Origin of the sequence: Aeromicrobium phragmitis (assembly GCF_003674095.1) — a bacterium.
Taxonomy (GTDB): Bacteria; Actinomycetota; Actinomycetes; order Propionibacteriales; family Nocardioidaceae; genus Aeromicrobium; species Aeromicrobium phragmitis.
In genome coordinates this window covers 87,717-112,972 of the sequence record NZ_RDBF01000001.1, presented here as the reverse complement: position 1 = coordinate 112,972, position 25,256 = coordinate 87,717, and the positions used below count along the sequence as shown (strand labels likewise).

General features: G+C 69.1%; 27 protein-coding genes and 1 riboswitch. Of the genes, 12 read left to right on the top strand and 15 right to left on the bottom strand.

Translation table 11 applies throughout. The features are described from left to right. The first annotated feature begins 30 nt into the window (after positions 1-30). From D9V41_RS00530 to D9V41_RS00520, 4 genes are all read left to right on the top strand, one after another. Positions 31-690 carry a VOC family protein gene (locus D9V41_RS00530; RefSeq protein WP_121792589.1) on the top strand — a complete coding sequence of 220 codons (660 nt, stop codon included), beginning with the start codon at positions 31-33 and terminating at the stop codon, positions 688-690. A gap of 119 nt (positions 691-809) precedes the next feature. Then, the gene (locus tag D9V41_RS17650; protein ID WP_166375842.1) at positions 810-983 is read left to right on the top strand and encodes a hypothetical protein; all 174 of its coding nucleotides are present in this window, start codon (positions 810-812) and stop codon (positions 981-983) included. A gap of 39 nt (positions 984-1,022) precedes the next feature. Further along, a complete protein-coding gene (locus D9V41_RS00525) occupies positions 1,023-1,850 on the top strand; it encodes an alpha/beta fold hydrolase (RefSeq protein ID WP_243697100.1) in 828 nt (275 codons plus the stop codon). After that, complete coding sequence (locus tag D9V41_RS00520) at positions 1,847-3,031, top strand: PP2C family protein-serine/threonine phosphatase (RefSeq protein WP_121792588.1); 1,185 nt, start codon at positions 1,847-1,849, stop codon at positions 3,029-3,031. Before D9V41_RS00525 ends, D9V41_RS00520 begins: the two co-directional genes overlap by 4 nt. 30 nt (positions 3,032-3,061) lie before the next feature. Here D9V41_RS00520 and D9V41_RS00515 read toward each other — a convergent pair whose 3' ends face one another. Beyond that, positions 3,062-4,561 carry a multicopper oxidase family protein gene (locus tag D9V41_RS00515; protein WP_121792587.1) on the bottom strand — a complete coding sequence of 500 codons (1,500 nt, stop codon included), beginning with the start codon at positions 4,559-4,561 and terminating at the stop codon, positions 3,062-3,064. A 245-nt stretch (positions 4,562-4,806) separates the two neighbouring features. On the opposite strand from D9V41_RS00515, the gene D9V41_RS00510 reads away from it, so the two are divergent. Together D9V41_RS00510 and D9V41_RS00505 are read left to right on the top strand one after the other, a co-directional pair. Continuing rightward, positions 4,807-5,121: a type II toxin-antitoxin system RelE/ParE family toxin gene (locus tag D9V41_RS00510; protein ID WP_121792586.1), complete on the top strand. Its 315-nt coding sequence runs from the start codon at positions 4,807-4,809 to the stop codon at positions 5,119-5,121. Between the two features lie 70 nt (positions 5,122-5,191). Further along, the gene (locus D9V41_RS00505) at positions 5,192-5,518 is read left to right on the top strand and encodes a helix-turn-helix domain-containing protein (protein WP_121792585.1); all 327 of its coding nucleotides are present in this window, start codon (positions 5,192-5,194) and stop codon (positions 5,516-5,518) included. A 330-nt stretch (positions 5,519-5,848) separates the two neighbouring features. On the opposite strand, the gene D9V41_RS00500 is transcribed toward D9V41_RS00505, so the two are convergent. From D9V41_RS00500 to D9V41_RS00490, 3 genes are read right to left on the bottom strand one after another with little or no spacing between them, the layout of a single operon-like run. Next, positions 5,849-7,117, bottom strand: a complete 1,269-nt coding sequence (locus tag D9V41_RS00500) for an MFS transporter (RefSeq protein ID WP_121792584.1) — start codon at positions 7,115-7,117, stop codon at positions 5,849-5,851. Further along, positions 7,114-7,635, bottom strand: coding sequence for a helix-turn-helix domain-containing protein (locus D9V41_RS00495; protein ID WP_121792583.1), 522 nt, complete (start codon positions 7,633-7,635; stop codon positions 7,114-7,116). Before D9V41_RS00495 ends, D9V41_RS00500 begins: the two co-directional genes overlap by 4 nt. Positions 7,636-7,671: 36 nt before the next feature. Beyond that, positions 7,672-8,196, bottom strand: coding sequence for a P-loop NTPase family protein (locus tag D9V41_RS00490; protein ID WP_121792582.1), 525 nt, complete (start codon positions 8,194-8,196; stop codon positions 7,672-7,674). Between the two features lie 54 nt (positions 8,197-8,250). On the opposite strand from D9V41_RS00490, the gene D9V41_RS00485 reads away from it, so the two are divergent. Next, a complete protein-coding gene (locus D9V41_RS00485; protein WP_243697099.1) occupies positions 8,251-8,937 on the top strand; it encodes a DedA family protein in 687 nt (228 codons plus the stop codon). Between the two features lie 22 nt (positions 8,938-8,959). On the opposite strand, the gene D9V41_RS00480 is transcribed toward D9V41_RS00485, so the two are convergent. From D9V41_RS00480 to D9V41_RS00470, 3 genes are all read right to left on the bottom strand, one after another. Continuing rightward, a complete protein-coding gene (locus tag D9V41_RS00480; RefSeq protein ID WP_208006670.1) occupies positions 8,960-9,547 on the bottom strand; it encodes a TetR/AcrR family transcriptional regulator in 588 nt (195 codons plus the stop codon). A gap of 80 nt (positions 9,548-9,627) precedes the next feature. Beyond that, positions 9,628-11,235: a class I adenylate-forming enzyme family protein gene (locus D9V41_RS00475; RefSeq protein ID WP_121792580.1), complete on the bottom strand. Its 1,608-nt coding sequence runs from the start codon at positions 11,233-11,235 to the stop codon at positions 9,628-9,630. Next, on the bottom strand, positions 11,232-12,137 hold the full coding sequence (locus D9V41_RS00470) for a crotonase/enoyl-CoA hydratase family protein (protein WP_121792579.1): 906 nt from the start codon (positions 12,135-12,137) through the stop codon (positions 11,232-11,234). The genes D9V41_RS00475 and D9V41_RS00470 overlap by 4 nt, the downstream gene beginning before the upstream one ends. 152 nt (positions 12,138-12,289) lie before the next feature. Between D9V41_RS00470 and D9V41_RS00465 the strand changes: the two genes are divergently transcribed. Beyond that, on the top strand, positions 12,290-13,738 hold the full coding sequence (locus tag D9V41_RS00465) for an NAD-dependent succinate-semialdehyde dehydrogenase (RefSeq protein WP_243697098.1): 1,449 nt from the start codon (positions 12,290-12,292) through the stop codon (positions 13,736-13,738). Between the two features lie 85 nt (positions 13,739-13,823). On the opposite strand, the gene D9V41_RS00460 is transcribed toward D9V41_RS00465, so the two are convergent. Continuing rightward, entirely contained in the window at positions 13,824-14,381 is a 558-nt protein-coding gene (locus D9V41_RS00460) for an NYN domain-containing protein (protein WP_121792577.1), read from the bottom strand. Between the two features lie 56 nt (positions 14,382-14,437). Then, positions 14,438-14,917 (bottom strand): DUF6194 family protein, encoded by a 480-nt coding sequence (locus D9V41_RS00455; RefSeq protein WP_121792576.1) that lies wholly within the window; start codon positions 14,915-14,917, stop codon positions 14,438-14,440. Positions 14,918-14,958: 41 nt separating this feature from the next. Between D9V41_RS00455 and D9V41_RS00450 the strand changes: the two genes are divergently transcribed. Beyond that, on the top strand, positions 14,959-15,732 hold the full coding sequence (locus D9V41_RS00450; RefSeq protein ID WP_208006669.1) for a MerR family transcriptional regulator: 774 nt from the start codon (positions 14,959-14,961) through the stop codon (positions 15,730-15,732). On the opposite strand, the gene D9V41_RS00445 is transcribed toward D9V41_RS00450, so the two are convergent. From D9V41_RS00445 to D9V41_RS00425, 5 genes are all read right to left on the bottom strand, one after another. Further along, complete coding sequence (locus D9V41_RS00445) at positions 15,704-17,632, bottom strand: ABC transporter ATP-binding protein (protein ID WP_121792574.1); 1,929 nt, start codon at positions 17,630-17,632, stop codon at positions 15,704-15,706. The genes D9V41_RS00450 and D9V41_RS00445 overlap by 29 nt on opposite strands. Before the next feature lie 381 nt (positions 17,633-18,013). Next, positions 18,014-18,325: a YbaY family lipoprotein gene (locus D9V41_RS00440; protein WP_121792573.1), complete on the bottom strand. Its 312-nt coding sequence runs from the start codon at positions 18,323-18,325 to the stop codon at positions 18,014-18,016. A gap of 88 nt (positions 18,326-18,413) precedes the next feature. Continuing rightward, positions 18,414-20,600 carry a heavy metal translocating P-type ATPase gene (locus D9V41_RS00435; protein WP_121792993.1) on the bottom strand — a complete coding sequence of 729 codons (2,187 nt, stop codon included), beginning with the start codon at positions 20,598-20,600 and terminating at the stop codon, positions 18,414-18,416. 5 nt (positions 20,601-20,605) lie between these two features. Then, on the bottom strand, positions 20,606-20,842 hold the full coding sequence (locus D9V41_RS00430) for a heavy-metal-associated domain-containing protein (protein WP_121792572.1): 237 nt from the start codon (positions 20,840-20,842) through the stop codon (positions 20,606-20,608). A 16-nt stretch (positions 20,843-20,858) separates the two neighbouring features. Next, positions 20,859-21,158 (bottom strand): metal-sensitive transcriptional regulator, encoded by a 300-nt coding sequence (locus tag D9V41_RS00425; protein WP_121792571.1) that lies wholly within the window; start codon positions 21,156-21,158, stop codon positions 20,859-20,861. A gap of 78 nt (positions 21,159-21,236) precedes the next feature. Here D9V41_RS00425 and D9V41_RS00420 point away from each other — a divergent pair, with 78 nt between their 5' ends. From D9V41_RS00420 to serA, 3 genes are all read left to right on the top strand, one after another. Then, positions 21,237-21,659: a PaaI family thioesterase gene (locus tag D9V41_RS00420; protein ID WP_121792570.1), complete on the top strand. Its 423-nt coding sequence runs from the start codon at positions 21,237-21,239 to the stop codon at positions 21,657-21,659. Between the two features lie 454 nt (positions 21,660-22,113). Next, on the top strand, positions 22,114-22,965 hold the full coding sequence (locus D9V41_RS00415) for a hypothetical protein (RefSeq protein WP_133434064.1): 852 nt from the start codon (positions 22,114-22,116) through the stop codon (positions 22,963-22,965). Between the two features lie 95 nt (positions 22,966-23,060). Continuing rightward, a riboswitch (ZMP/ZTP riboswitch) is annotated at positions 23,061-23,149 on the top strand. Between the two features lie 45 nt (positions 23,150-23,194). Next, complete coding sequence (serA, locus tag D9V41_RS00410; protein ID WP_243697097.1) at positions 23,195-24,448, top strand: phosphoglycerate dehydrogenase; 1,254 nt, start codon at positions 23,195-23,197, stop codon at positions 24,446-24,448. A 1-nt stretch (position 24,449) separates the two neighbouring features. Here serA and D9V41_RS00405 read toward each other — a convergent pair whose 3' ends face one another. Beyond that, positions 24,450-25,253, bottom strand: a complete 804-nt coding sequence (locus tag D9V41_RS00405; RefSeq protein WP_121792568.1) for an NAD-dependent protein deacetylase — start codon at positions 25,251-25,253, stop codon at positions 24,450-24,452. Positions 25,254-25,256: the final 3 nt, after the last annotated feature.

Sequence of the window (25,256 nt, the reverse complement as noted above, 5' to 3'; positions counted from 1 at the left end):
CCGCCCAGTACGCCGTGCGACGCTCGGACCATGGACGCAGCAGCGCTCGACCCCGCGGTCGTCGAGGAACAGGTGGACGGCCGCCACTGGCGGGTGGTGGACCGAATGCTCCACGCACGATTCGCGACCGACAGTTTCTCGACGGGAACGCGCCTCGTGGCTGCGGTGGATCAGGCGGCGGAGGCCGCCGGCCACCATCCCGGCATCGATCTGCGCGCCCGCGCCGTGCACGTCCGCCTCGCCTCTCGCGAGGTCGGCGGACTGAGCGAGCGGGACGTCGCGCTCGCCAACGAGATCACTCGCCTCGCCGACGACCTCGGCCTCGAGCCCGACCAGGCCGTCCCACAGTGCATCACCATCGGCATCGACGCCATCGATGCGACTCGGGTGCGGCCCTTCTGGAAGGCGGTGCTCGGCTACGAGGACGACCCCGACGACGACACCGACCTCGTCGACCCGGCCCGATCCGGTCCGACGGTGTGGTTCCAGCAGATGGACGAACCGCGCCCGCAGCGCAACCGGATTCACTTGGACGTCTATGTTCCGATCGACCACGCGGAGCAGCGTGTGGCCGCCGCGCTCGAGGCCGGCGGGACGCTCGTCACCGATCGGTACGCCCCCTCCTGGTGGGTGCTCGCCGACGCCGAAGGTAACGAGGCGTGTGTCTGCACCTCCCAAGTGGCTGAGTAGAGGAGGTGGCCACTCGCCGGTCACCGACCTCGTGCGGGGAGGGTCGGCGGGCGACACACCATCGCGCCTCCCCGATCTGTCGGTGGTGCCTCCTAGCCTGAAAACATGAGGAGGTGCTTATGGCACAGGCATTGGTCACCGTCGAGCTGTTCGAGACGGCGAGTGAATCGGCACGCTGCCCGCTGTGCGAGCGTCCCGGCGCCCTATTCGACACGTTGAACCCCGACTATCTGGGCGTGGAGTGCCAGTGGTGCGACTTCGCCGACCTCGAAGAGCTCGCGGCGCTGGTCTGAGCGCCCATCACACGGCCGGGCTCGTTTAGAGTGGAGCGCGTGGACCTCCAACAGCGACACCACCTGCGCATCAGCGGCCGTCCCGACGGGCAGCCGATGATCTTCGCCCACGGGTTCGGATGCGACCAGAACATGTGGCGTCATGTCGCACCGGCCTTCGAGGACGACTTCCGGGTGGTGCTGTTCGATCACGTGGGGGCCGGTAACTCGGACTCCTCGGCCTACGACTTCGATCGCTACGCCTCGCTGAAGGCTTACGCCGACGACGTCGTTCGCATCGTCACCGAACTCGACCTCCACGACGTCGTGTTCGTCGGACACTCTGTGTCGGCGATGATCGGTGTGCTCGCCGAGCGGGTGGTGCCCGAGCGCTTCGCGAAGTTGGTCCTCGTCGGCCCCTCACCGCGGTACATCGACGACGAAGGCTATGTGGGCGGATTCGCCGAGCAGGACATCCACGAGCTCCTCGACTCGCTCGACAGCAACTACCTCGGTTGGTCGGCGGCCATGGCCCCGGCGATCATGGGCAACCCCGACCGTCCCGCGCTGGGACAGGAACTCACCGAGAGCTTCTGCCGGACCGACCCGGACATCGCGCGCGCCTTCGCCCGCGTCACCTTCCTCTCCGACAACCGGGCCGACCTGGCAGCGGTCAGCACTCCGACCCTCGTGCTGCAGTGCAGCAATGACGTCATCGCTCCGGTCGAAGTGGGGCGCTACGTCGCCGACCGGATTCCCGACAGCACGCTCGTGCAACTCGACGCCACCGGGCACTGCCCCAACCTGAGCGCTCCGGAGGAGACGACCGCGGCCATCGCAGCGTTCGTGCGGGCGACAGAACCCGAGGGAGCGCCGGTCGGTCCGTGACCCAGCACGAGTCCGCTCGGGAGGCGTTCTTCGACGCCCTCCTCGACGACGATCCGGAGCAGCTCTATGACCGCGCGCCGTGCGGTTACCTCTCGACCTCTCCGGACGGGCGGATCGTCAAGGTCAATCAGACCTTGCTGACGTGGACCGGCTATGAGCGCGACGAACTGCTGCAGCGATCGTTCGTCGACCTGCTGACCCCTGGCGGCCGGCTCTATCACGAGACGCACTACGCGCCGATGCTGCGTTTGCAGGCCGCCGTGCGCGAGATCGCCCTCGACGTCGTGCGCGCCGACGGCCAGCGCATCCCGGTATTGGTGAACGCCAACCTCGAGATCGACGAGGCCGGCGAACCCGTCGTGGTCCGGATCGTGCTGTTCGATGCGACCGAGCGCCGCACGTACGAACGTGAACTGTTGCGCGCCCGCCAGCAGGCGGAAGCCTCCGAGCGCCAGGCGCGCGAGCTCGCGCACACTCTGCAGCGGACCCTCCTCCCGCCCAAGGAGCCGGCCATCCCCGAACTCGACATCGCCGCGACCTTCCAGCCGGCCGGGGACACCCTCGAGATCGGAGGGGACTTCTACGACGTGTTCCAGGTCGCCGAAGGGGACTGGGTCGCGATCATCGGCGACGTGTGCGGCAAGGGCGTGGAAGCCGCGATCCTCACGGCACTGATCCGCGACACGCTCCGCGCGGTTGTGGTCGGCATGCACGAGCCCAGCAAGGCGCTCTCGGCCCTCAACGAGGTGTTGGTCCACCACGAGACGGATCGATTCTGCACGCTCGTGATGGTGCGGATGCAACACGGTGCCGAGGGGTGGACGGCGGCGATCAGCAGCGGCGGACATCCGCGCCCGCTGCTCATCGGGCCGGGCCGGAACCGCGAGGAGGTCGGTGGCCAGGGTCCACTCGTCGGCGTGCTCGACGCACCGGAGTTCCGCGACGAGCGGGTCGCGTTGCGGCCCGGCGATGCGCTGGTGCTCTTCACCGACGGCGTCACCGAGAGCCGCGACGGTGCCGCGTTCTACGGCGACGCCCGGCTGCGCGAGGTCCTTGGGCGCCCGTTCGAGTCCGCCAGGAGCGTCGTCGATGCGGTGTTCGAGGACGTCGTCGCCTACTCCGGCGGCCCGACGCGCGACGATGTCGCCGTGGTCGTCATGCGCGTCCCTGAACGCTCCTGAGGCCGTGAGGAGCCGCGGCTGCCGGTGCCGTCAGTGGTGGTGCTCGTGGCCCGCGCCGCCGATCGGCCCTGCGGTCTCGCCGGGTTCCACGACGACGAACTGCCCCATCATCCCGTCGTCCTCGTGCCGCATCGTGTGGCAGTGGAACATGTACGGCCACTGCGTGCTCGTGTAGTCGGTGAACCGCATGATCAGCCGGACGCGCTCGCCTTGGCGCAGCCAGACGGTGTCCTTCCATCCACCGAGCCACGGCGGAGGTTCGCGGTCCTCGATGTCGAGCACCTGGAACTGCACGTCGTGAACGTGGAAGTTGTGGGAGCCACCGTCGGCGTTCGTGACCGTCCAGATCTCGGTGTCGCCGACGGTCACCACCTCATCGACGCGACTCATGTCCATCGGCTGTCCGTTGATGGTCGAGCCGGCCAGGCTGAACGTGCGCACGATCGCGGCATCGTTCGGGTCGAGCCGCGGTACCTCGGCGAGGCTCGTCGGCACCGCGGGCGCAGGGTCGAGCTGCTCCGCCGCGCGGAACTCCATGATGTCGAGCCGGTCGCGGCCTCCGGCGAAGGTGTCGAGAGTGTCACTGTTCTCACTGCGCAGCACCACTCGCTCGCCCGGTGCGAACCGCACGACGAGCTCGGCGCGCTCGCCGGGGGAGAGCTGAAGCGAGGTCAGCCGCACGGGGGATGACAACAGGCCGCCGTCGGTCGCGATGAGGTCGAAGGCCCGCCCGTCGTCGAAGGTGAAGTTGAACGGACGGGCGTTCGCGCCGTTGAGCACGCGGAGGCGAACGGCCTCGGTCGTCACGTCGGCGTACGCGCCGGGCGTGCCGTTGACCAGGACGGTGTCACCGATGATCCCGGCGGATTCGAACAGCGAGGTGGACAGGTCGAACTCACCGTCGTCGTCGAACGACTTGTCCTGCACGATGAGCGGAAGGTCGTCCACGCCGTACTCGCGAGGGAGGTCCAGCGCCGCCTCCTCGGGGTCGTCGATGAGGAACATCCCGGCGACGCCGCGGTACACGTGCTCGGCGGTCGCCCCGTGCAGGTGCGGGTGATACCAGAGCGTCGCCGCCGGTTGATCGATCGTCCACGACGGCGTCCACGTCTGCCCGGGCTCGACCAGCTGGTGCGGCCCGCCGTCCATCTCCGCGGGCAGGTGCATGCCGTGCCAGTGGAGCGTCGAGGTCTCGGGCAGCTGGTTCTCCACCCGGAGTTCGACCCGCTCACCGCGCTGCGCTCGCACCGTCGGGCCGAGCAGATTGCCGTTGACGCCCCACGTCGGCGTCGGGTTCTGCCGGCCGAGGTCGGTGCTCCCCGTCCGCAGCGTGAGGTCGAAGCGCCGCGTCCCCTTCTCCACGGTCGAGCCGGCGAGCGGAGGGATGGCGAGCGGGCGGTCGAACTCGACCTTGCCGACGGTGTCGAGCGGTGCGGTCATCGCGGCGATACCCGCCCACGCGCCGAAGCCGGCGGCCGTGACGAATCCGAGTCCGAGGATGCCGACGATGCCCTTGGTCCTGGTGCGCATACCTCTACGGTGGCCGCGCCAGCGCTGCGATTCCAGGGTCTTACGGGCGAAGTGGGGGAGCGCTCAGGGTCGCCCCGGCCTTCGTCACTCGATCGGAAATGACGAAACCCCAGCCGCCGTGGGGAATGGTGCGATTGTGGTCGGGGAGACACTCGTCCGACGAAAGCGGAGGGTCTACCGAGAGCCTCGACCAGTCAAGGGACATACCCCTGGCATTATTATAACCCACCTGTTATGCTGGGGTTGTGTTCGAAGTCGTGCTCCTTGGCGAGGTCGAGACGGGCGACGCCGTCACAGCGGCGATCGACCAGCTCGCAGCCGACGGGCCGAACCTGGGGCGTCCCGCCGCAGACCGGCTCAAGGGCAGCAAGTTTCATAACTTAAAAGAGCTGCGGCCCCTCGGCACCATGATCCGACTGATCTTCATCTTCGACCCGAACCGTCAAGCCGTCATATTGGCAGCGGGTGATAAGACGTCGGACCCGACCGGATGGTACAGAAAGAACATCCCTATCGCGGAAACGCGATACCAAGATTGGCTGGACCAACTCGAGGGTTGACCACGATTCGAGAGCCAATCCTGCAGTACCCCGCCCCACCCCACCGTACAGTAATGCGAGGAAACCACCCATGACTCGCTCTTGGAAGGAAGTTCGTAAGGAAGCGTCTGACGCCGGGCTCATTGATGAGCAGCGGGTCAGCAACGCACGGAAGGTGATGCGCGAGGAGAGCTTCGCGCATCAGCTCGCTGAGATTCGGAAGCAGCAAGGGCTTAGCCAGGAGAAGGTCGCCCGCTCAATGGGCGTCAAGCAGCCCCGAGTCTCTGCGATCGAGAACGGCAAGATCACGAGCGCTGAACTGGGAACGTTGAAGTCATACATCCACGGGTTAGGTGGACACCTCAAGCTCGTGGCTGACTTCGGAGGCAAGACAGTCGTTATCAGAGACGACGACTGAGAGACTCGACCCAGCTCGGCTGAAGGCGGCATCGACGTTTCGTTGGTGCCGTCTTCGTCGTTCTCGTGGCGGATCTGGCCATCGTTCCGAGCTGTGTGATCATCTCCTGGGAGGCGCCCGGGCCGCCAGGGAGGGACGACCGCAGCGAGGTTCAGGGCCGCGGCGAGGAGCTCCAGAAGGATACAGGCGCTCCACTCTTCTAGCAACGAGCGTCACCGCCGTGAAAGCCGTGATGATGCCGGACCGGATGCAGACATTGTTCACACCCAGCCTTCTCCAGAATCCGGCGCTTCGCCTGGGTGGCCGCGAGACCGTCTGGTAGGCGAGCGATCAGCGGATCCTCACGGGACTTACACGGAGGGAGCGGGAGTCCTCACGGTTCTTCTGCGGGGCGCCCGACGGGCGCGAGTGTCGCGGCTCGGCCGGCCACGGCGACGAGACACGCGGTGACCGTGAAGGCCAGCGCCCCCGCGGCGAGGGCCGCCGAGGGGGGACGGCGTCGGAGAGGGCGCCGAGCCCGATCCCGCCGGCCGCGCCGGAGCCGAGGAACGCCATCGACGTCACCGACAGCGCCGTGGCCCGGTGCGCGTCGTCAACCCGCTCGTGAACCAGCGAGTTGAACGAGGCGCCGAACCCCAGGTGCACGGCGTAGGCGGCCCAGAAGGCGCCGACGAGGAGCGTCGGGGTCCCCGCGACCGCCATGCCGAGCAGTGCGATGGCCTGCATCGCCACCAGCGCCGGGGCGAGGGAGGCCGCCGAACGGTGGCGCAGAACGCGCGCGACGACGGCCGATCCGGCTCCGCCGACGGCCCAGGCCCCGGCAGCGACGGGTCCCATCGCCGCCCCGGCCGCGGCGGTATCGCCGCTGAACTCGTCGAGCCGCACCGGCAGGAACATCTCGAGCGCGCTCACGCCGATCCCGCTGAACACCATCGCGACGGCGAACCACCGCAGCGCGGGACCGGACACGAGGCCGACGCCCTCCGTGAGCGTCCGAGCCCACCCCTTCCGCTCCGACCGGTCGGCAGCCGGAACCCGGTCCATCACCACGAGCGCCGCCACGACCTGCGCGAGGGTGACCGCGATGGCGGCCACATACGGCACGGCGAGCGCGACGTCCGAGTCGTCGGCGACGAACACCAAGCCACCGGAGGCCAGCGAGCCTGCGGCGATCGCGACGCCCATGACCGTGCCCGCGTGGGCGAGTCCGCGCGGGACCTCGTCGGCGGCGCCGCGCGCTCGCTCGGCGTCGACGAACCACGCCTCGAGGGGACCGCTGTCGAGCGCCCGGAAGATGCCCATCATCGCCCACGACGCGGCAAAGGCCAGGACGTCCTGCGCGCTGATCGCGATGACGTACGCCGTCACGGCGACGATCGCGGACGCGATGAGGACCTGCCGGCGGCCCCAACTGTCACTCAGCGCGCCGCTCGGGATCTCGAGCACGAGCACCACGACGCCCTGCGCCGCGGTCACCAGACCGATCTCGGTGACGGACAGGCCGCGCGACAGCGGCAGCAGCACAGAGACCGGGATGATCAAGCCGGTAGCCAGCCAGCGCAGCGCGAGGATGGTGAGGAAACGCGCCCGCAGGCTCATGGCTCCTCCGCGGGAAGGGCCATGAGGTGCAGCGCGATCTCGTGGGAGCCGCTGCGGCCGACATACCGTGCGACGACCTCGTGCAGCTCCCTCATGAGCTGCTCGAGGTCCGGCGGGTCGAGGCGGAGGAAGTAGTCGGAGTGCTCGAACGGTCCGTCCGGGTCCTGTTCTGCGGCGGCCAGCTGCCGGGTGAGGTGCTCCTGTTGCACGTTCTTGATGACGCCGAGGGCGGCCCGTCCCTCCGCGGTCTCGTGCAGCGCGTCGGGCAGCGTCGTGACGTCATGCGCGGCACGCCAGCGACGTTCCCGCCCGTCCCGTGAGGCGTCGTCCACGACGAATCCGTACCGCTCGAGTTGTCGGAGGTGGTAGGACAGCGATCCGCTCGACTCGCCGATCGCCCGAGCGAGCTCGCTGGCGGTGGCCGGGCCGTGCTTGCGCAACTCGCCGAGCACGGTGACCCGCAGGGGATGAGCCAGGGCTTTGAGCGTCTCGAGATCACTGACGACATGCGCGCGCATGTTTGCAAAGATAGCTTTGAAAACATCTCTTTGCAATCAGAGTTCGGCGAGCCACCGTTCGACAGCTCGTTGGGAGCCAAGGTGCACGAGTCGCAGCTGCGGGTGAGCGGCGAGCGCCGCGGGGACCTGCTCCCGCAACCGGTGCCGCGTGCGCCAGCCCCAGCGGATCACGTGATCGCGGCCGGTGAGGAAGGTGCGCAGGGGAGGTTCGGTGTTGCCGTTCCACAACTCCTTGCGGTGCCACCGACGGGCGAGCGTGCGGCGGACGAGCCGGGCCATCTGCTGGGGGACCGGAAGATCGAGCCAGACGAGGAGTTCGGCACGCTCAGCGATGAGCGGGCGCGCCTCGGTGTACTGCCACTCCATCACCCACGCGTCCTGGGCGATGAGCGCGCACACGTCGTCGAGAAACTGTTCGCGCGGCACCCATCCTGGGCCGTGATGCAGCGCGTCGATCTCGGTGTGCGGGACGTCGAGCCGCGCGGCGATCCGCGCGGCGAGGGTGGTCTTGCCGACCCCGGACGTCCCAGCGACCGCGATGCGACGAGGTGGGCGAAGCATGACCCCATTCTCGACCAGGCGAGACCCTGCAGTACCCCCGTTATGCTCGCCGTCGTGATCGCTACCGACGTGCTGGTCGCGGCCTCCGACGCCGCCTACGGCCAGGACGTCGACGGCCTCGCCGGGTTCATGGTCGACCTCATGGAGCGCCTCGGTCTGGTCGGGGCGGCCATCGCGGTGGGCATGGACAATCTCTTCCCGCCGATCCCCAGCGAGATCGTCCTGCCGATGGCCGGCTTCGCCGCGAGTCTGGGCACCTTCTCGCTGGCGGGCGCACTGTTGGCCACCACGGCCGGGTCCGTCGTCGGCGCCTGCATCCTCTACTGGCTCGGGCGGCTGTTCGGTCGCGACCGTGCTCTCTGGGTCTTCGAGCACACCCCGTTGCTCAACGTGAGCGACCTGGAGAAGACCGAGTACTGGTTCGCCAAGCACGGGGCCAAGGCGGTCTTCTTCGGGCGGATGGTGCCGATCTTCCGCAGCCTCATCTCGCTGCCGGCGGGGGTGGAGCAGATGCGGTTCTGGCTGTTTCTGGTCCTCACCACGCTCGGCAGTGCGATCTGGAACTCGATCTTCGTGCTGGCGGGGTACTCGCTCGGCGAGCAGTGGCATCGGATCGAGCCCTACGCCGACTGGTTCCAGCGGCTCGTGATCCTCGCCGTGGTCGCGGCGATCTGCTGGTTCGTCGTCTCACGCGTCCGCCAGATCCGTCACGATCGGCACGGTCCCGACGCGGAAGCCTGAGCGGGGTCTGGTGGTGCTGCTGTCAGGAACGGAGCGCCTCGACGTGCTGGAACCAGTCGTCGATGACCCGGTCGGCGACCGCGCTGTCCGCGCGCATGTTGCGGGTCAGTTCCAGACCGCGGACGAGCGCCATCAGCGACTCGAAGGCCAATGACGCCGCGGCCGGGTCCGCGATCCCCGAATGCCGGGCGAACAGCTCGCGTAGCGCGGCGCCGAGGCGGCGTTCCGCCGGGAGCAGCGCCTCCCGCAGCTGCTCGTCGGTCCGGGACGCGGCCCAGAGCTCGAGCGCGGCCTGGAACGGCGGCCCGGCCATGATCTCCCGGATCGCCTCGACCATGCGCCGCAGCGCCGCGGGGCTGTCGTCCAGGTCGGCCACCTCACGGGTGAAGGTCTCGAGCCGGATTCCGGCGATGTGATGGATCGCCGCGACCAGGAGCTCGGACTTCGAGCCGAAGTGGTGGAGCAGCGCCCCGCGCGAGACCCCGGCGAGGTCCTGGATGCGCTGCGTCGTGGTGCCGGCGTACCCGTGGACGACGAGGCACTCCATGGTGGCGTCGAGCAGCCGCTCACGTGTGCGCGCCAGCTGTTCCTTGCGAGTCAGGCGGGTCACGCCGCTCACGTTACTGTCACCACGTCCATCGCCCGCGGCGGCTGAGGGGCCCAGGCCCGCCGAGCCCCTCAACCGCCCGGTCACAGGGGAGTGAGATCGCCGGCGACGATCTGATCCCTCACCCGGAACTTCTGCAGCTTGCCCATGGCGTTCGTGGGCAGGGCGTCCGCCACGTACCAGGACTTGGGCGTCTTGTGCGGGGCGAGGCGTTCTCGGACGAAGTCGTGAAGATCGTCGGTCGTCGGTGCCGGCTGCTGCGCGTCCAGCTGGACGACAGCGGCGACGGCCTCGCCCCAGGCCGCATCCTGGATGCCTACGACGACCGCCGCCGCGACGGCCGGGTGCTGGAGCAGTTCCTCCTCGATCTCGCGCGGGTAGATGTTCTCGCCCCCGCGGATGATGAGGTCCTTGATGCGGCCGGTCACGGTCACGAAGCCGCGCGCGTCCATCCGCCCGAGGTCGCCGGTGTGCAGCCACCCCTCCGCGTCGATCGTCCGCGACGTCTCCTCGGGCATGTCGAGGTAGCCGAGCATGGTCTGGTACCCGCGAGCGCAGATCTCCCCCTCGTGGTCGACCGGCAGGACCGCTCCGGACTGCGGATCGAGAATCGCCACGTCGACGTTCGGCAGGGGCTGGCCGGCGGTGAAGAGGTTGTCGTCGCGCGCGTCGTCCGGCCGCGTCTGGCAGATGATCGGGCTCAGCTCGGTCTGGCCGTACACCGCGGTGAACGCGGCTCCACACAGCTCCGCCCAGCCGTCGGCGAGCGCCGGGGGCACGGCGTCGCCGCCGGACATGACGACGTCCAGCGAACTCAGATCGAACTCGCCCAGCTCCGGGTGGGCCAGCATCGCGTGCAGCATCGCGGGAACTCCCGCGAACGTCTGGACGCGGTGCTGCTCGATCGCCCGCAGCACCAGCGTGGGGTCGAAGACCTCGGCGAGGACGAACGTGCCCCGTTGCTGGAAGGTCCCCATGCCCGCGAGGCCGCAGCCCGCGGTGTGAAAGAGCGGCAGGGCGGTGCCGAAGACCGAGCCGGCCGGGGCTCCGCACCGCTGGCGGACGTAGATGGCGTTGTTGACCATGGCCGCGTGCTTCAGGACCGCCGCCTTGGAACGGCCGGTCGTGCCCGACGTGAACTGGATCTGGGTCGGGCTCTCCGGGTCGACGACGGGAAGTGCGTCGCGCCGCGGCGTGGATCGGATGGCGTCGAGCCAGCCCTCGAGCGGGGTCGCCTCGCGGACCTCCGGCGCCTCCGGCAGCACGCCGCGCACGATGGACGCCATGTCGGTGCCGCGGAAGCTGTCGACGAAGAACACCCCCGCAGCGTGGGAGCGGTCCAGCGCGTACTGCAGTTCGGCACCGCGCAGCGCGGGATTCGCGGTGACCAGCACGAGGCCGGCCAGCGCGGCCCCGTACTGGAGCACGACCCACTCGGGGACGTTGGGGGTCCAGACCGCGACGTGCTCGCCGGGCTCGTACCGGTCGAGCAGCCACGCGGCGGCATGCTCGGCGTCGGCCAGCAATTCGGCGTAGGTCCACGTCCGGGGTTCGCGTTCGGGGGCGACGGAGATCAACGCGGTGGCGTCCGGCGCGCTCGCCGCAGCGTCACGCAGGAGCTGACCGACGGTCAGCGGGAGGAGCGGCGCGCTGGTGTCCGCCGACCACCACGACGTCGCGAGGGCGCTCATCGTCCGGCCTCCGTATCGTGTGCCCCGTTCATCGCGGCGATGTCCCCGGGGCCGGGGATCGGCCCGCCGCCGTCGGGGATGAACCGCCCGGTGTCGCGCCACCGGACCGCCGCTCCGAAGCCGTGCTCCCGGGCGAAGTCGACGAACCACCGACCCTCGGGCGAATGGCGGGTGATGCCGTCGAACAGGATCGCCATGTTCTGAGTGCTCTGCAGGCCCATGTTGTCGAAGGCCTGGTTGATCATCATCTTCTGCATGACGAGCTGGTTGATCGGCACACCGGCCATGCGATCGACCAGGGCCTCGACCGCGTCGTCCAGCTCGTCGGCGGGCACGGCGTCGATGACCAGCCCCCACTCCTTCGCCTGAACACCGTCGATCGTGTCGCCGGTCAGCAGCATGCGCTTCGCCCGCTCGGCGCCGAGCCGGTAGACCCACATGGCGGTCGTGGGGCAGCCCCAGACGCGGGCGGGCATGTACCCGATCCGGGCGTCCTCGGCCATGACGACCAGATCGCAGGAGAGCGCGATGTCGCTGCCCCCGGCGACGGCATGCCCCTGCACCTTCGCGATCGTGGGCTTGGCCGAGCGCCACAGCGTGAAGAAGTGATCGGTGTTCGACTTCATCATGCGAAAGTCCTTGATCGGGTCCCACACCTGTCCCTGGTGATCGGTGCCTTCCTCGGCGTAGACCTTGAGGTCGTAGCCGGAGCAGAAGGAGCGACCCTCACCCTGGAGCACGATGACGCGCACGGCGTCGTCGGCGTTCGCCTCCTCCACGGCAGCAGCGATCTCCCTCGCCATCTCGGCGGTGATCGCATTGAGCCGCTCGGGGCGGTTGAGCGTGATGTAGGCGCGGTGGTCGCGCGCCTCGTAGCGGACAGTCGTCCCGCTGAAGGCCATGGTGACTCCTCGATGACACGTAGTGACGACCGTCACCGTTTCACAGGCCGACTGGACTGTCAATGGGATCGGGTGCGCAACACGCGACCGAGGCGCCCGTGTCACACGAATGGGGACGGCGCGCGACGCGACGGCGACCTAGAGTGGGCGCTGTGACTGCTGCACTGCCTTCCACGCCCACCCAGCTCTACGTCGCCGGCGAGTGGCGCGACGCCGAGGGCGCCGCGACGTTCCCGGTCGAGAACCCCGCCACCGGCGACGTCCTCGCCTCGGTGGCCGACGCGTCCGTCGCCGACGGCAAAGCGGCGCTGGATGCCGCGGCCGCCGCGCAGGCCGATTGGGCCGTGACGCCGCCCCGTGATCGCGGCGAGATCCTGCGACGGGCCTTCGACATCATCACCGAGCGCACGGACGAACTCGCGCTGCTCATGACGCTCGAGATGGGCAAGCCTTTGTCGGAGAGCAAGGCTGAGATCGCCTACGGTGCGGAGTTCTTCCGCTGGTTCTCCGAGGAGGCGGTGCGCATCGCCGGCCGGTACGCGGTCGCGCCGAACGGTGCCACCCGGCTGCTGACGATGAAGCAGCCGGTCGGGCCCTGCCTCATGATCACGCCCTGGAACTTCCCGCTCGCGATGGGCACGCGCAAGATCGGCCCGGCGGTGGCCGCCGGCTGCACGATGGTGGTCAAACCGGCCGCGCTCACCCCGCTGACGATGCTGTGGCTGGCCGACGTCATGGCCGAGGCCGGACTGCCCGCCGGCGTGCTCAACGTCGTCACCACGACGAGCACGAGTCAGGTCATGGAGCCGCTCATCCGCGATCCGCGGCTGCGCAAGCTCACCTTCACCGGCTCCACCGAGGTCGGCCGCAAACTCATCGAGCAGAGCGCCGACGGTGTGCTCCGCGTGTCCATGGAGCTCGGCGGCAACGCCCCGTTCCTGGTCTTCGAGGACGCCGATCTCGACAAGGCGGTCGACGGCGCCATGCTCGCCAAGATGCGCAACGTCGGTGAGGCGTGCACGGCCGCGAACCGATTCTTGGTCCACGAGTCGGTGGCCGACGAGTTCAGCCGCCGACTCGCCGAGCGCATGAACGCGCTCACGGTCGGCGACGGCACCGAAGACGGTGTGGACGTCGGACCGCTGGCCGAGGAGAAGCAACGCACCAAGGTCGCGACGCTCGTGGACGACGCGAAGGCCAAGGGTGCGGAGGTGCTCGCCGGCGGCGAGGTGCCCGACGGCACCGGCTGGTTCTACCCGCCGACGGTGCTGACCGAGGTTCCCCAGGAGGCCGACCTCTGGCGTGAGGAGATCTTCGGGCCGGTCGCCCCGGTGTTCACGTTCACCGACGACGACGAGGCCATTGCGATGGCCAACGCGACCGAGTTCGGTCTCGTCGCCTACCTGTTCTCCGAGAACCTCTCGCGCGCGATGACCGTCGCCGAACGGCTGGAGACGGGCATGGTCGGGGTCAACCAGGGCATCGTCTCCAACCCGTCGGCGCCGTTCGGCGGCGTGAAGGCCTCGGGCTTCGGCCGCGAGGGCGGCGACGAGGGGATCGAGGAGTACCTCGAGACCAAGTACGTCGGTCTCGCGCTCTGAGTACACGCTGAGTGTGACGTTTGGGCGGTCTTTTCGGTTGTTCCGGCACCTAAACGTCACACTCAGCGAGTTGCCGGGCTGCGGCTCAGAGGAAGTCGAGCGGATCGAACTCGTCGATGGGGATGATCCGCAGCCGCGGTAGGTCGACGTTGAACGCCTCGACGTCGTACTCGAGGTCGATCAGCTCCAGGCCGCGCTGTTCGAGGGCGGCGAACCCGCTGTTGCGGAACTCGTCGAAGCCGATGACGCCGACGCGCCGGCTGCCGTGCACCAGCGCGTCGATCTGCGGCAGGAAGTCGCCGTCGTTGCTGGCCAGCATGATGTCGTCGCTGCGCAGCGCGATCGCCTCGAGCGTGCGCTGGATGGCGATGTCGACGACCTTGTCCTCAGGCCCGCCCGACAGCGGCACCGGCCGGAATCCGAGCGAGGTGAGGGCCTGGACGAACGGCATGGGCAATTCGCCGTTGACCGCGAGGAAGAACAGGCTCTTGACCGGTTGGCCCCAGTGCTCCTCGGCGAACCGGATCAGCCGGTCCCAGCGCGGGCGTTCCTGCGGCTGTGGCCGGCGACCGAAGATCGACTGGCCGAGCGTCGCGTCGATGTTCTCGCCGTCGACCAGCAGATAGGTCACCTCGTCACTCATGACTGAAGCCTAGCCCCGCGCGAGCGACTCGCGTTGCCCTGAACTGGCCGCGGACGTCAGGCGAACCCGGCGGAGCCGCCGAGACGGCGCTGGGTGCGACGCTGTGCGGCGGTATGTGCTTCGCGAAGCAGGCTCACTGCGAGCTCGGACGTCCGTGGCCCCGGGTTGACGACCGCGACCCAGCCCTGGGCCCGGTAGACCGGATGCGGAAGGAGGACGTCAACAGTGCCGAAGTCCGTCCGCGTCGGCTCGGCGCTGGGCTTTTCGCCGAGGAGCTCGGCGAATCGCGCCCGCCCGACGTGGATGTTGAGCCGCCATCGGCCCTCCCCGTCGAGTCGCGACGCGGTGTCGTCGGGGTAGTCCTTCGTCACGATCGTCGCGAACGGTTGCTCGCGCTGCGGGAGTGCCCCGTCCGGTGCGAAGTAGAAGAAGTAGTCACCCCAAGCCAGCTCCGGAAACGCGTCGCCGGGCCGGGGCGCGAGTTCGAGTACACCGTCGAGCGCACGGGCCACGGCACGAATCTGTTCGATCGTCATACTTGAAGTGTGAGGTTGAAGTGCTTATGGAGGGTTGTGATGTGGCCGAGCCCGTGAGTGCAGCGCTGAGCACGGCCTCGGTCTCCGCCGCGACCGGATACTCGGCGCAACAGATCCGCGACCTCGAAGCGATCGGCGTGATCAGTCCGGCCCTCCGCGCGAACAACGGCTACCGCCGTTTCACGCAGCACCACGTGCGGGATCTCCGGGCCTATCGCGACCTCACCAGGGCCATCGGGCCCGTGCCTGCGCGGCGAGCGATGCGCGACATCCGACGTCTCGATCCCGATGCGGCGGCCGCCCTCGTGCGTTCCTTCCACGCGCTGCTCGACGCCGAACGGGAGCGGGCACTCGCGGCACGCAGAGCCTTGCGGTCGATCAGCGACGAGGCCGGATACGAGGCCCCGGCGACCACCGAGGACGCCATGACCATCACCGAACTCGCTCTCGCCCTCGACGTGCGCCCCTCCACGCTGCGGTTCTGGGAGAAGTGCGGTCTCGTTCAGCCGGATCGCGTCGCGACGACGTCAGGGTCGGCGCGGCGCTATGCGGTGGCGGCGGTGCGGGAAGCGCGGATCACCGCCGCGCTCCGAGAAGCCGGTTACCGCATTCCCGATGTGCAGCGCGCGCTCGATGCCATCCGCGATCTCGACGGCATCGACGCGTCCCTCGACGCCCTCGACGCCAGGATCCGCGACATCACGCAGCGGACCCTCGCCCTCCTCAAGGCCGGCTGTGTGATGGCAGTGATCATCGAGTCCGGACGGGCCGACGATGCCGGCAGCGCTAGCGTGCCGGTGCCGAGCGGCGGCTGAACTGCTCGCGGTAGAGCCGGGCGTAGAGGCCGTCGGCCTCCAACAGCTCGGCGTGGGTTCCGCGCTCGACGATCACGCCGTCCTCGAGCCCGAAGATCACGTCGGCGTTGTGGATCGTGGAGAGCCGGTGGGCGATGGCGATGGTGGTCCGGTTGTGTGTGGCGCGGTCCAGGGCCTCCTGCACGAGGCGCTCCGTCTCGGTGTCCAGCGCCGAGGTCGCCTCGTCGAGGATGAGGATCTGCGGGTCCATGAGCAGCACGCGGGCGATCGCGAGGCGCTGCTTCTCCCCGCCGGAGAGGCGGTAGCCGCGTTCGCCGGTGATGGTCTCGTAACCGCCCGGGAACGACAGGATGCGGTCGTGGATGTTGGCGTCCCGCGCGGCCTGCTCGATTTCCTCGGCGCTCGCGTCGGGTCTGGCGTAGGCGATGTTGTCGCGGATCGTGCCGTGGAACAGGTACGGCTCCTGCGTGACCATGCCGATCGCGGCGGTCAGCGACGACTGCGTCACGTCGCGCACGTCGTGCCCGTCGACCAGCACCGCTCCGCGCGTGACGTCGTAGAAGCGCGGCACGAGGTAGGTGGCGGTGGTCTTACCGGACCCGGACGGGCCGACGATCGCCGCGAGCTGACCGGGCTCCACCGTGAAGTTCACCCCCGCGAGCGCCCACTGCTCGTGCGGCGCATCGCCCTCGTCCTCGACCGGCCGGTCGATACGCACGCCGCTTTCGCCGAAGCGGTCCCCGGCGGTGTCACCCGAGAGCCGCCGGGGCTCGGGGTAGCGGAACCACACGTCGCGGAACTCGATGCGCCCCGTGACGTCGGGCAGCGGCCGAGCATCGGGGCGATCGACGATCGCCGGAGTGAGGTCGAGGTACTCGAAGATGCGGCGGAACAAGGCGAGCGAGGTCTGCACGTCGAGGGTCACCCGCATGAGCGAGAGCAGCGGCATCTGCAGCCGCGCTTGCACGGTGGTGAAGGCGACGAGCGTTCCGGCGGTCAGCCCACCGGTGCCGCCGGCGATCATCAGTCCGGCCGCCAGGTAGATGAGTGCGGGGGTGATGGCGAAGAACGTCTGCACGGTGGCGAAGAACGTGCGGCCGGTCATCGCCTGCTGCACCTGCAGCCGGGTCTGTTGCCGGTTGGCCTCGCGGTACCGCTGGACCTCCGCGTCCCCGCGGCTGAACACCTTGGACAGCAGGATGCCCGAGACGCTCAGCGCCTCTTCGGTGATCGCCGTCATCTCCGACAGCGACTCCTGGGTCTTACGGGCGAGCACCTGACGCCGCCGACCGACCTTCAGCTGAAGCCAGATGAACAGCGGCATGAGGATCAGCGTGAGGATCGTGAGCTCCCACGACAGGATCACCATCGAGATGAACGCCGCCGCCACCGTCACCGAGTTCTGCAGGATCGACGTGGCGGTATCGGTGAGCACCGTGCGGACCCCGGCGACGTCGTTGGCCAGCCGCGACTGGATCGCACCGGTCTTGGTCGCGGTGAAGAACGCCAGCTCCATCTTCTGCAGGTGCGCGAACAGATCGCTGCGCAGGTCCGCCATCGCCGAGTTGCCGATGGTGGAGGTGAGCCAGTTCTGCGCGATGCCGAGCAACGCGGTGAGGAGGGGCAGCGCGCACATCGCGACGACGAGCCACGCCAGCAGCGTCAGGTGCGGCCCCGTGTCGTCCGCGGGGAACAACGCGCGGTCGAACACCGCCCGAGTGAGGAACGGGACGATGGACGTCAAGACCGCCGCGAGCACGACCAACGCGGCGACGGCGCCGATCTTGCTCCGGTAGGGGCGCAGGACCCGGGCGATGCGGCCCAGCACCGGACCGGCATCGACGTTGCGCACCTCGCTCGGCTCGAGATGGGTGACGCGGGTGCCAGGACCGGGCCTCATGACTCACCCGTGCCCACGCACGTCAGCCCGCCCTCTGGGTGGTCGAGTAGCCAGCGAGCTCTGCGAGCAGGCGCATCGAGACCACCGTGCGCGAGCTCACGCGGTCGGTGGTCGAGCAGGGGGCCGCTCGACCACCTAGAGTTCGCTGAGGCCATCGGGCGCGACGTGGTCTCGATACGCTCCCTCGTTCCTCGGTCGCTACTCGACCACCTATGCCCGGGCGTGGGTGGCGTGGTCTCGATACGCTCCCTCGTTCCTCGGTCGCTACTCGACCACCTAGCCGTCACCTCGGTGGTCGCGGAGCCCGCGTCCTCAGGCGGGATTACGCGGTCACGGTTCACATGACGAGCCTAGGACAGCCGTCCCACAGGAGCGCACGGTTCAGGCGGCGGGGACGCGGCTGAGGGTGAGGGTGGTGTGATCGCCGCTGACCCGAGCCAGTTCGAGGGTGCCCCACCCGTCCTTGCCGACCCGGACCAGGGCCCAGAGGAAAAGCCGATCCGGTCGCGGTACGGCCGAGGCGTCTACGGTGAGCGCGAACGAGGCGGGAATCTCGGCCACCTCGAAGGCGGCCGCCGCCAACACCTCGCCGTCGGAGTCCGCGAGTTTGACGGTGGCGACCGCCGCGGGATCGAACGTCGTCTCCGCGTCGATCTCGAGAGTCCCTGTGATTTCCACGAGGCCCGATTCCATGTGTCGAGCCTAGCTACCGGCCTGAGCCGAACGCACGAGCCCGACGACCCACCGTCGTGGTGGGAACGTCGGGCTCGTGGCGTCCTGCTCAGCCGAACCGGCGCAGGCGCAGCGAGTTGGTGACGACGAACAACGAGCTGAGCGCCATCGCCGCTCCCGCCACGAGTGGGTTGAGGAACCCGAGCGCGGCGAGCGGGATGGCGGCGACGTTGTAGGCGAACGCCCAGAACAGGTTGCCCTTGATCGTGCCCAGCGTCGCCCGGGCGAGCCGCACCGCCTCGGCGGCCGTCGCCAGGTCGCCGCGGACCAAGGTCAGATCCGAGGCCGCCATCGCGACGTCCGTGCCCGTGCCCATGGCGACCCCGAGGTCGGCTCCGGCGAGCGCGGCCGCGTCGTTGATGCCGTCGCCCACCATCGCCACGACGCGCCCGTCGCGCTGCAGCGACTGCACGACGTCGAGCTTGTCGGCTGGTGTCACCTCGGCCACGACGCGGTCGATGCCCACCTCGGCCGCGACCGATTCCGCGACGCGCTGGTTGTCGCCGGTCAGGAGAACCGGCTCCAGGCCGAGTCCGCGCAGTTCCGCGACGGCCTCGCGCGACGTCGCTTTGATCGTGTCGGCCACGGTCAGCGTCCCGAGCACGGTGTCGTCAGCGGCGACCGCGACCGTGGTGCCGATCGTGTCCGGGACGGCGATGGTGACGCCGAGCTGCTCGGCGACCCAGGCCGGACGCCCGACGACGACCCGCTGCCCGTCCACGACCCCGCTCACGCCGAAGCCCTCGTGATTCTCGAAGTCCACGACCGGACGCGGAGCGGCGAGCTGAGCGATGGCCTGGGCGACCGGATGCTCCGATGCGCTCTCCACCGAAGCGGCGAGGCTGCGCAACCGCGTCGCGTCTCCGAGCGCGTCGACGGCCACGACCGTCATCGCGCCCGTCGTCACGGTGCCGGTCTTGTCGAGCACCACGGTGTCGATCCGCCGCGTCGACTCCAGCACCTGCGGGCCGCGGATGAGGATGCCCAGCTGCGCGCCCCGTCCGGTGCCGACCATCAGCGCCGTCGGCGTCGCGAGTCCGAGCGCGCACGGGCACGCGATGATGAGCACCGCGATCGCCGCCGCGAAGGCGGTCGCCGAGACCCCGGCCACCGCGAACCACGCGAGCAGCGTGGCGACCGCGAGCAGGAGGACGGCCGGCACGAACCAGGCGGACACGCGGTCGGCGAGCCGCTGCACGTCGGCCTTGCCCTCCTGCGCCTCCTCTACGAGGCGGGCCATCTGCGCCAGCTGCGTGTCACCGCCGACCGCGATCGCTTCGACGACGAGTCGTCCGGACCGGTTGACGGTCGCACCGGTGACCTGACGCCCGTGCTCGACCTCCACCGGCACCGACTCACCGGTCAGCATCGACTCGTCGACGGCGCTGCGGCCGTCGACCACCACGCCGTCGGTGGCGATCTTCTCGCCGGGTCGCACGACGAACCGGTCACCGACGCCGAGCAGGTCGACATCGATCCGCTCCTCGCGTCCGTCGCGCAGCACGGTCACCTGCTTGGCACCGAGGTCCATGAGGGCGCGCAGTGCGGCGCTCGACCGTGCCTTGGCGTTGGCCTCGAGGTACTTGCCGGCCAGGATGAATACCGTGACGGCCGAGGCCACCTCGAGGTAGATCTCGTCCATCCCGCTGCCCTGGCTGATCCAGGTCCAGTGCATCCGCATCGCCGGGTCGCCGGCGTGCCCGAACACCATCGCCCACAGCGACCAGGCGTAGGCCGCCGTGACCCCGATGCTGATGAGCGTGTCCATGGTCGCGGCGCCGTGACGAGCGTTGACCACGGCGGACCAGTGGAAGGGGTAGGCGCCCCACGCCACGACGGGAGTGGCGAGGGCGAGCATCACCCACTGCCAGTAGTCGAACTGCAGCGCCGGGATCATCGACACGAGCAGGACGGGAACCGTGAGAGCCGCCGACACGACGAGTCGTCGCCGGATCGATCGCGGCGAGTGCAGGCCGGTGTCGTCGAGCGAGGTGTCGCGGCCGGCCTTGGGGTCGTGGACGACCGCGGTGTAACCGGTCTTCTCCACGACCTGCACGAGCAACTGCGGGTCGAGCCCGGCGGTGACGTCGACGACCGCCTTCTCCGTCGCGTAGTTCACCGCGGCCTGGACGCCGTCGAGCTTGTTGAGCTTCTTCTCGATCCGGGCGGCGCACGACGCGCAGCTCATCCCGCCGATGTCGAGGCGGTACTGCTCCTGGGTCGGAGTCGTCGACATCGTGCTCACGCCAACGGCAGGTCGCGCGGACCTGCCAGTGCGTAGCCCGCCTCGTCGACGGCCTCGGCGACGGCCGTCTCGTCGAGCGGCTGGTCGCTCGCGACCGTGACGGTGGACGTGCCACCGGCGACGAGGTCGACCGTGACGTCGGTGACGCCGTCGAGGGCCTGGAGCTCCTCGGTGACGGCGGCGACGCAGTGGCCGCAGGTCATGCCGGTGACGCGGTAGGTGGATGTGGTCATGAGTGGATTCCTCTCGTCAGCTACGGACCAGGCGAGCGATGGCGTCGCTGGCCTCTTTGACTTTGGTGTCCGCCTCGGGACCACCAGCCCGTGCGGCGTCGACGACGCAGTGGCTCAGATGCTCCTCCAGGAGCACGAGCGCGACGGCTTGGAGAGCCTTCGTCGTGGCGCTGACCTGAGTGAGGACGTCGATGCAGTAGGTGTCGTTCTCCACCATCTTGGTGATCCCGCGCACCTGGCCCTCGATGCGGGCGAGCCGCTTGAGCACCTTCTGCTTGTCCTCGCTGTAGCCGGGGTGGGAGGCATGGTCGGTCATGACTTCATGATACCCCTAGGGGGTATCAAAACCAACCCCGGTGGTGGGTCGTCCGTCACGCGTCCTACAGTCACGGTCATGAGCGAGATTCCCGGCCTGGACGGCCTGCTCGGTGTCGAGCATGTGGAGACCGGCCCCGACAAGGTCGTTGCCCGGTTCACGATCGGCGACCACCACCTCCAGCCGTTCGGCATCCCCCATGGGGGTATCTACTGCTCCGTGCACGAGTCGACCGCGAGCGTGGCCGGCCAGATCTGGCTGGGTACCAAGGGCGTCGTGGTCGGCACGAACAACTCGACGGACTTCCTCCGCCAGGCCAAGGTCGGCGACACGATCACCGTGACCGCCACTCCGATCCACCGCGGCCGCAGCCAGCAGCTGTGGCGCCTGGAGTCGGTGAACCAGGACGGCAAGCTGATCGCCCAGGGCCAGGTCCGCCTCGCCAACCTCGACCAGGAGATCCCCGCGGACGCCCTCGCCCGCTTCACCGCCGGCCAGTAATCCCGGCGAGGCGCGGTGCCTGGTCAACGTAACCCTGCGCCGGGCGGTGCGTGGTCAACGTAACCCCGTGCCGGGCGGTGCGTGGTCAACGTAACCCCTCGAGGTGCGGTGCGTGACCAACCTTTCCGCCGCTTTGATGCGTTGAGAACGCACCGCTCCTGTCTGATGCGTTGAGAACGCACCGCCCGCCGCTCTGATGCGTTGAGAACGCACCGCTTCTGAGCGGTAGCTGTGGAGCTCGCGGCCGTCCACATCGCCGTGCGCGGGGCTTCCCCGTCGCGATGAGAGTGGCGACCGTGAGAGTGTGCCCCCTCGTGCTCACGTCCCCGTCGCGCTCACGCGCGGTCCCTTCACTCGCGAGCAAGCCCGTCTCGCTGGTCTCACTGACCGGCAGTTACAGAGCCGCTGCTGGCGCCGACTGTTCCCCGCCGTGTGGGTGTGGGAGCACCACCTCATGTCGCCTCCTGACTGGCGCCGAGCAGCCCGCCTTGCGCTGCCGGCCGACGCGCAACTCACCGGTTTCAGCCGACTACAGGAGCTGGGTCTCGATGAGGGTCCGGTGTTCCCCTTGCACTTCGTGGTCGCCCGCGATCACCACGTCCGCATCGACGGCATCACGTTGCACCGCACCGATCGCATGCCGCCGCTCGACGATGTCGGCGTCACTCCTGCTGCGGCGTTCATCGCCGTGTGCGCCGAGAGCACGGTCATGACCGCAGCCTGCATCGGTGACTGGTTGCTGCATCGCCGACACATGGGTCTCGCGGAGGTGCGGGAGTTGGCGCAGCACGAGCGGTGGCGAGCCGGTGCCGTCGAGGCCCTGTGGATCGGCCGATACCTCGATGCGGCGGCCCGCTCGATCGCCGAGTCGAGGTGGCGGATGCGCCTGGCCTTCGCCGGACTCCCGGCACCCGCGGTCAACGCGCCGATCCTCGACCGGTCCGGTGCCCAGGTGGCCATCGGCGACCTCGCCTATCTGCGCTGGCGCACTGTTGCTGAGTACGAGGGTGAGCAGCACCAACGTGATCGGGCGCAGTATCTGACGGACATCACGCGTTACGGCGACTTCCGCGACCTGGGTCTCGACTACGTGCAGCTGACGCGGGAGACTCCAGCGGTCAACGGCGTCCTCGCGGTGTACCGCGCGCTCCGCGCGAACGGCTACGCCGGCCCACCGCCGGCGTTCGGCGCCCGGTGGCGGTCGCTCGGGGCGCCGCTGTCCCGTGTCGCGAGGAGCGGTGCGTGGTCAACCCATCAAGCCGCTGATCACGTTGATGGTGCACCGCAGGACCGGGCGATCGGTTGATGGTGCACCGCCCCGCCGGTTGATGGCGCACCGCGCTTCCGTGTCCGCCGTGCGGAGGTGAATTGGGTGTGCGGTGCCGAATCGCTACCATGGAACAGCCTGGTCGCGACTGGCGTTGAGGTGGGTGACCACCAGGGAGCGATGAGGCTGCTCGACATCGGGACCGTACGCCTGGGCCCCGCGTCAGCCCATCGACCGCTGACCCGGAGGCACGACTGAAATGACGATGATGACGACCATGAACGCGGCGGCCCGCGAGCCCCTCACCACGATCGACGACACCGACGTGCGCGTCCTGCTGTTGGAGAACATCCACGCCGACGGCGCCGACTTCCTGCGCGGCAAGGGTTACCAGGTGGAGACCCTCGACCGCGCACTCGGCGAGGACGAGCTCATCGAGGCCATCAAGGGCGTCCACCTGCTCGGCATCCGCTCCACGACGTACATCACCGAGAAGGTCCTGCAGAACGCACCCGACCTCATGGCGATCGGCGCGTTCTGCATCGGCACCAACCAGATCGACCTCGCCGCCACGAATCGGCACGGGGTCGCGGTCTTCAACGCCCCTTACTCCAACACTCGCAGTGTCGTCGAGCTCGCGGTCGCCGAGATCATCTCGCTCGCCCGTCGCCTGCACGAGAAGTCCACGGCGATGCACAACGGCGTCTGGAACAAGTCGGCCGCCGGCAGCCACGAGGTGCGCGGCCGCACGCTCGGCATCGTCGGCTACGGCAACATCGGCAGCCAGTTGTCGGTGGTCGCCGAGGCGCTCGGCATGTCGGTCGTCTTCTATGACATCGACGACAAGCTCGCCCTCGGCAACGCCAAGCGCTGCTCGACGCTCGAGGAGCTGCTCGACATCGCCGATGTGGTCACGCTGCACGTCGACGGCCGCCCGGGCAACGCCGGTCTGTTCGGCGATGCCGAGATGCGCCGGATGAAGCCGCGTTCGCTGTTCCTCAACCTCTCGCGCGGCATCGCGGTCGACACCGCCGCCCTGCGCGAGCACCTCGAGTTCGGGCACATCGCCGGCGCCGCGATCGACGTCTTCCCGGTCGAGCCCAAGCGCCAGGGCGACCCGTTCGAGAACGACCTGCGTGGCCTCCCCAACGTCATCCTGACCCCGCACGTCGGCGGTTCGACCGAAGAGGCGCAGCAGGATATCGGCCGCTTCGTCGCCTCCAAGCTGCGCGCGTACGCCGCCTTCGGCACCACCTCGCTGAGCGTGACCTTCCCTGAGCTCAATCCGCCGGCGGACCCCGAGAAGCACCGCCTCGCGCACGTGCACCGCAACGCCCCCGGCGTGCTCGCCTCGATCAACGCGATCCTCGGCGATCACGGGGTGAACATCGAGGGCCAGCAGCTCGCCACGCGCGGTGAACTCGGCTACGTGGTCACAGATGTGTCGGCCGCGGTCTCGTCCGCGGTGCTGACCGCGCTCGCGGAGCTGCCCGAGACGGTGCGGCTGCGCCAGCTGTCCTGAGCTACCCGGCCAGGGCGAGAGCGGTGAGCGTCTCGGCCGCGCCGGCGTCGATCTTGACGTCGGCGAGGTCGTCGCCGCGCGTCGTCCCGCGGTTGATGATGACGATCGCGGTACCGTCCTTGGCCGCGCGCCGCACGAACCGCAGTCCGCTCATCACCTGCAGCGAGGAGCCGATCACCACGAGGGCGGCGTCCTCACGGCTCGCCTGGTCGACGAGGTCGAAACAGCGCGCCACTCGCTGTTTCGGCACCGTCTCGCCGAAGAAGACGACGTCGGGCTTGAGCCGCCCACCGCAGTTCTCGCAGGGTGCGACGACGAAGTCGCCGGTGTCGTCGATGAGCACGTCGCCGTCGGGCGCCACCTCGGCCTCGCGGTCCTCCCACCCGGGGTTGAGGGCGCGCAGTCGATCGTGGAGCCGGCGTCGGCTGGTGACCTGACCGCAGTCCAAGCAGATCACCCGATCGATGCGGCCGTGGAGGTCGATGACGTCGCGGTGACCCGCCTTCTCGTGCAGTCCGTCGACGTTCTGCGTGATGAGGCCGAGAAGCTGGCCCTGATGCTGACGACGGACGAGGTCCAGGTGGGTGGCGTTCGGTTCGGCCTCCCGCATGTGCGACCAGCCGACGTGCGCGCGTGCCCAGTAGCGCTGGCGAGACCGCTCGGAGGCGATGAACTCCTGGTAGGTCATCGGCGCCCGCGGAGGGGCGTCCGGACCGCGGTAGTCGGGGATGCCCGAGTCGGTCGAGACCCCGGCACCGGTGAGCACCAGCCAACGCCGCTCGGTCCAGTCGGGGGAGGAAGTCACCCT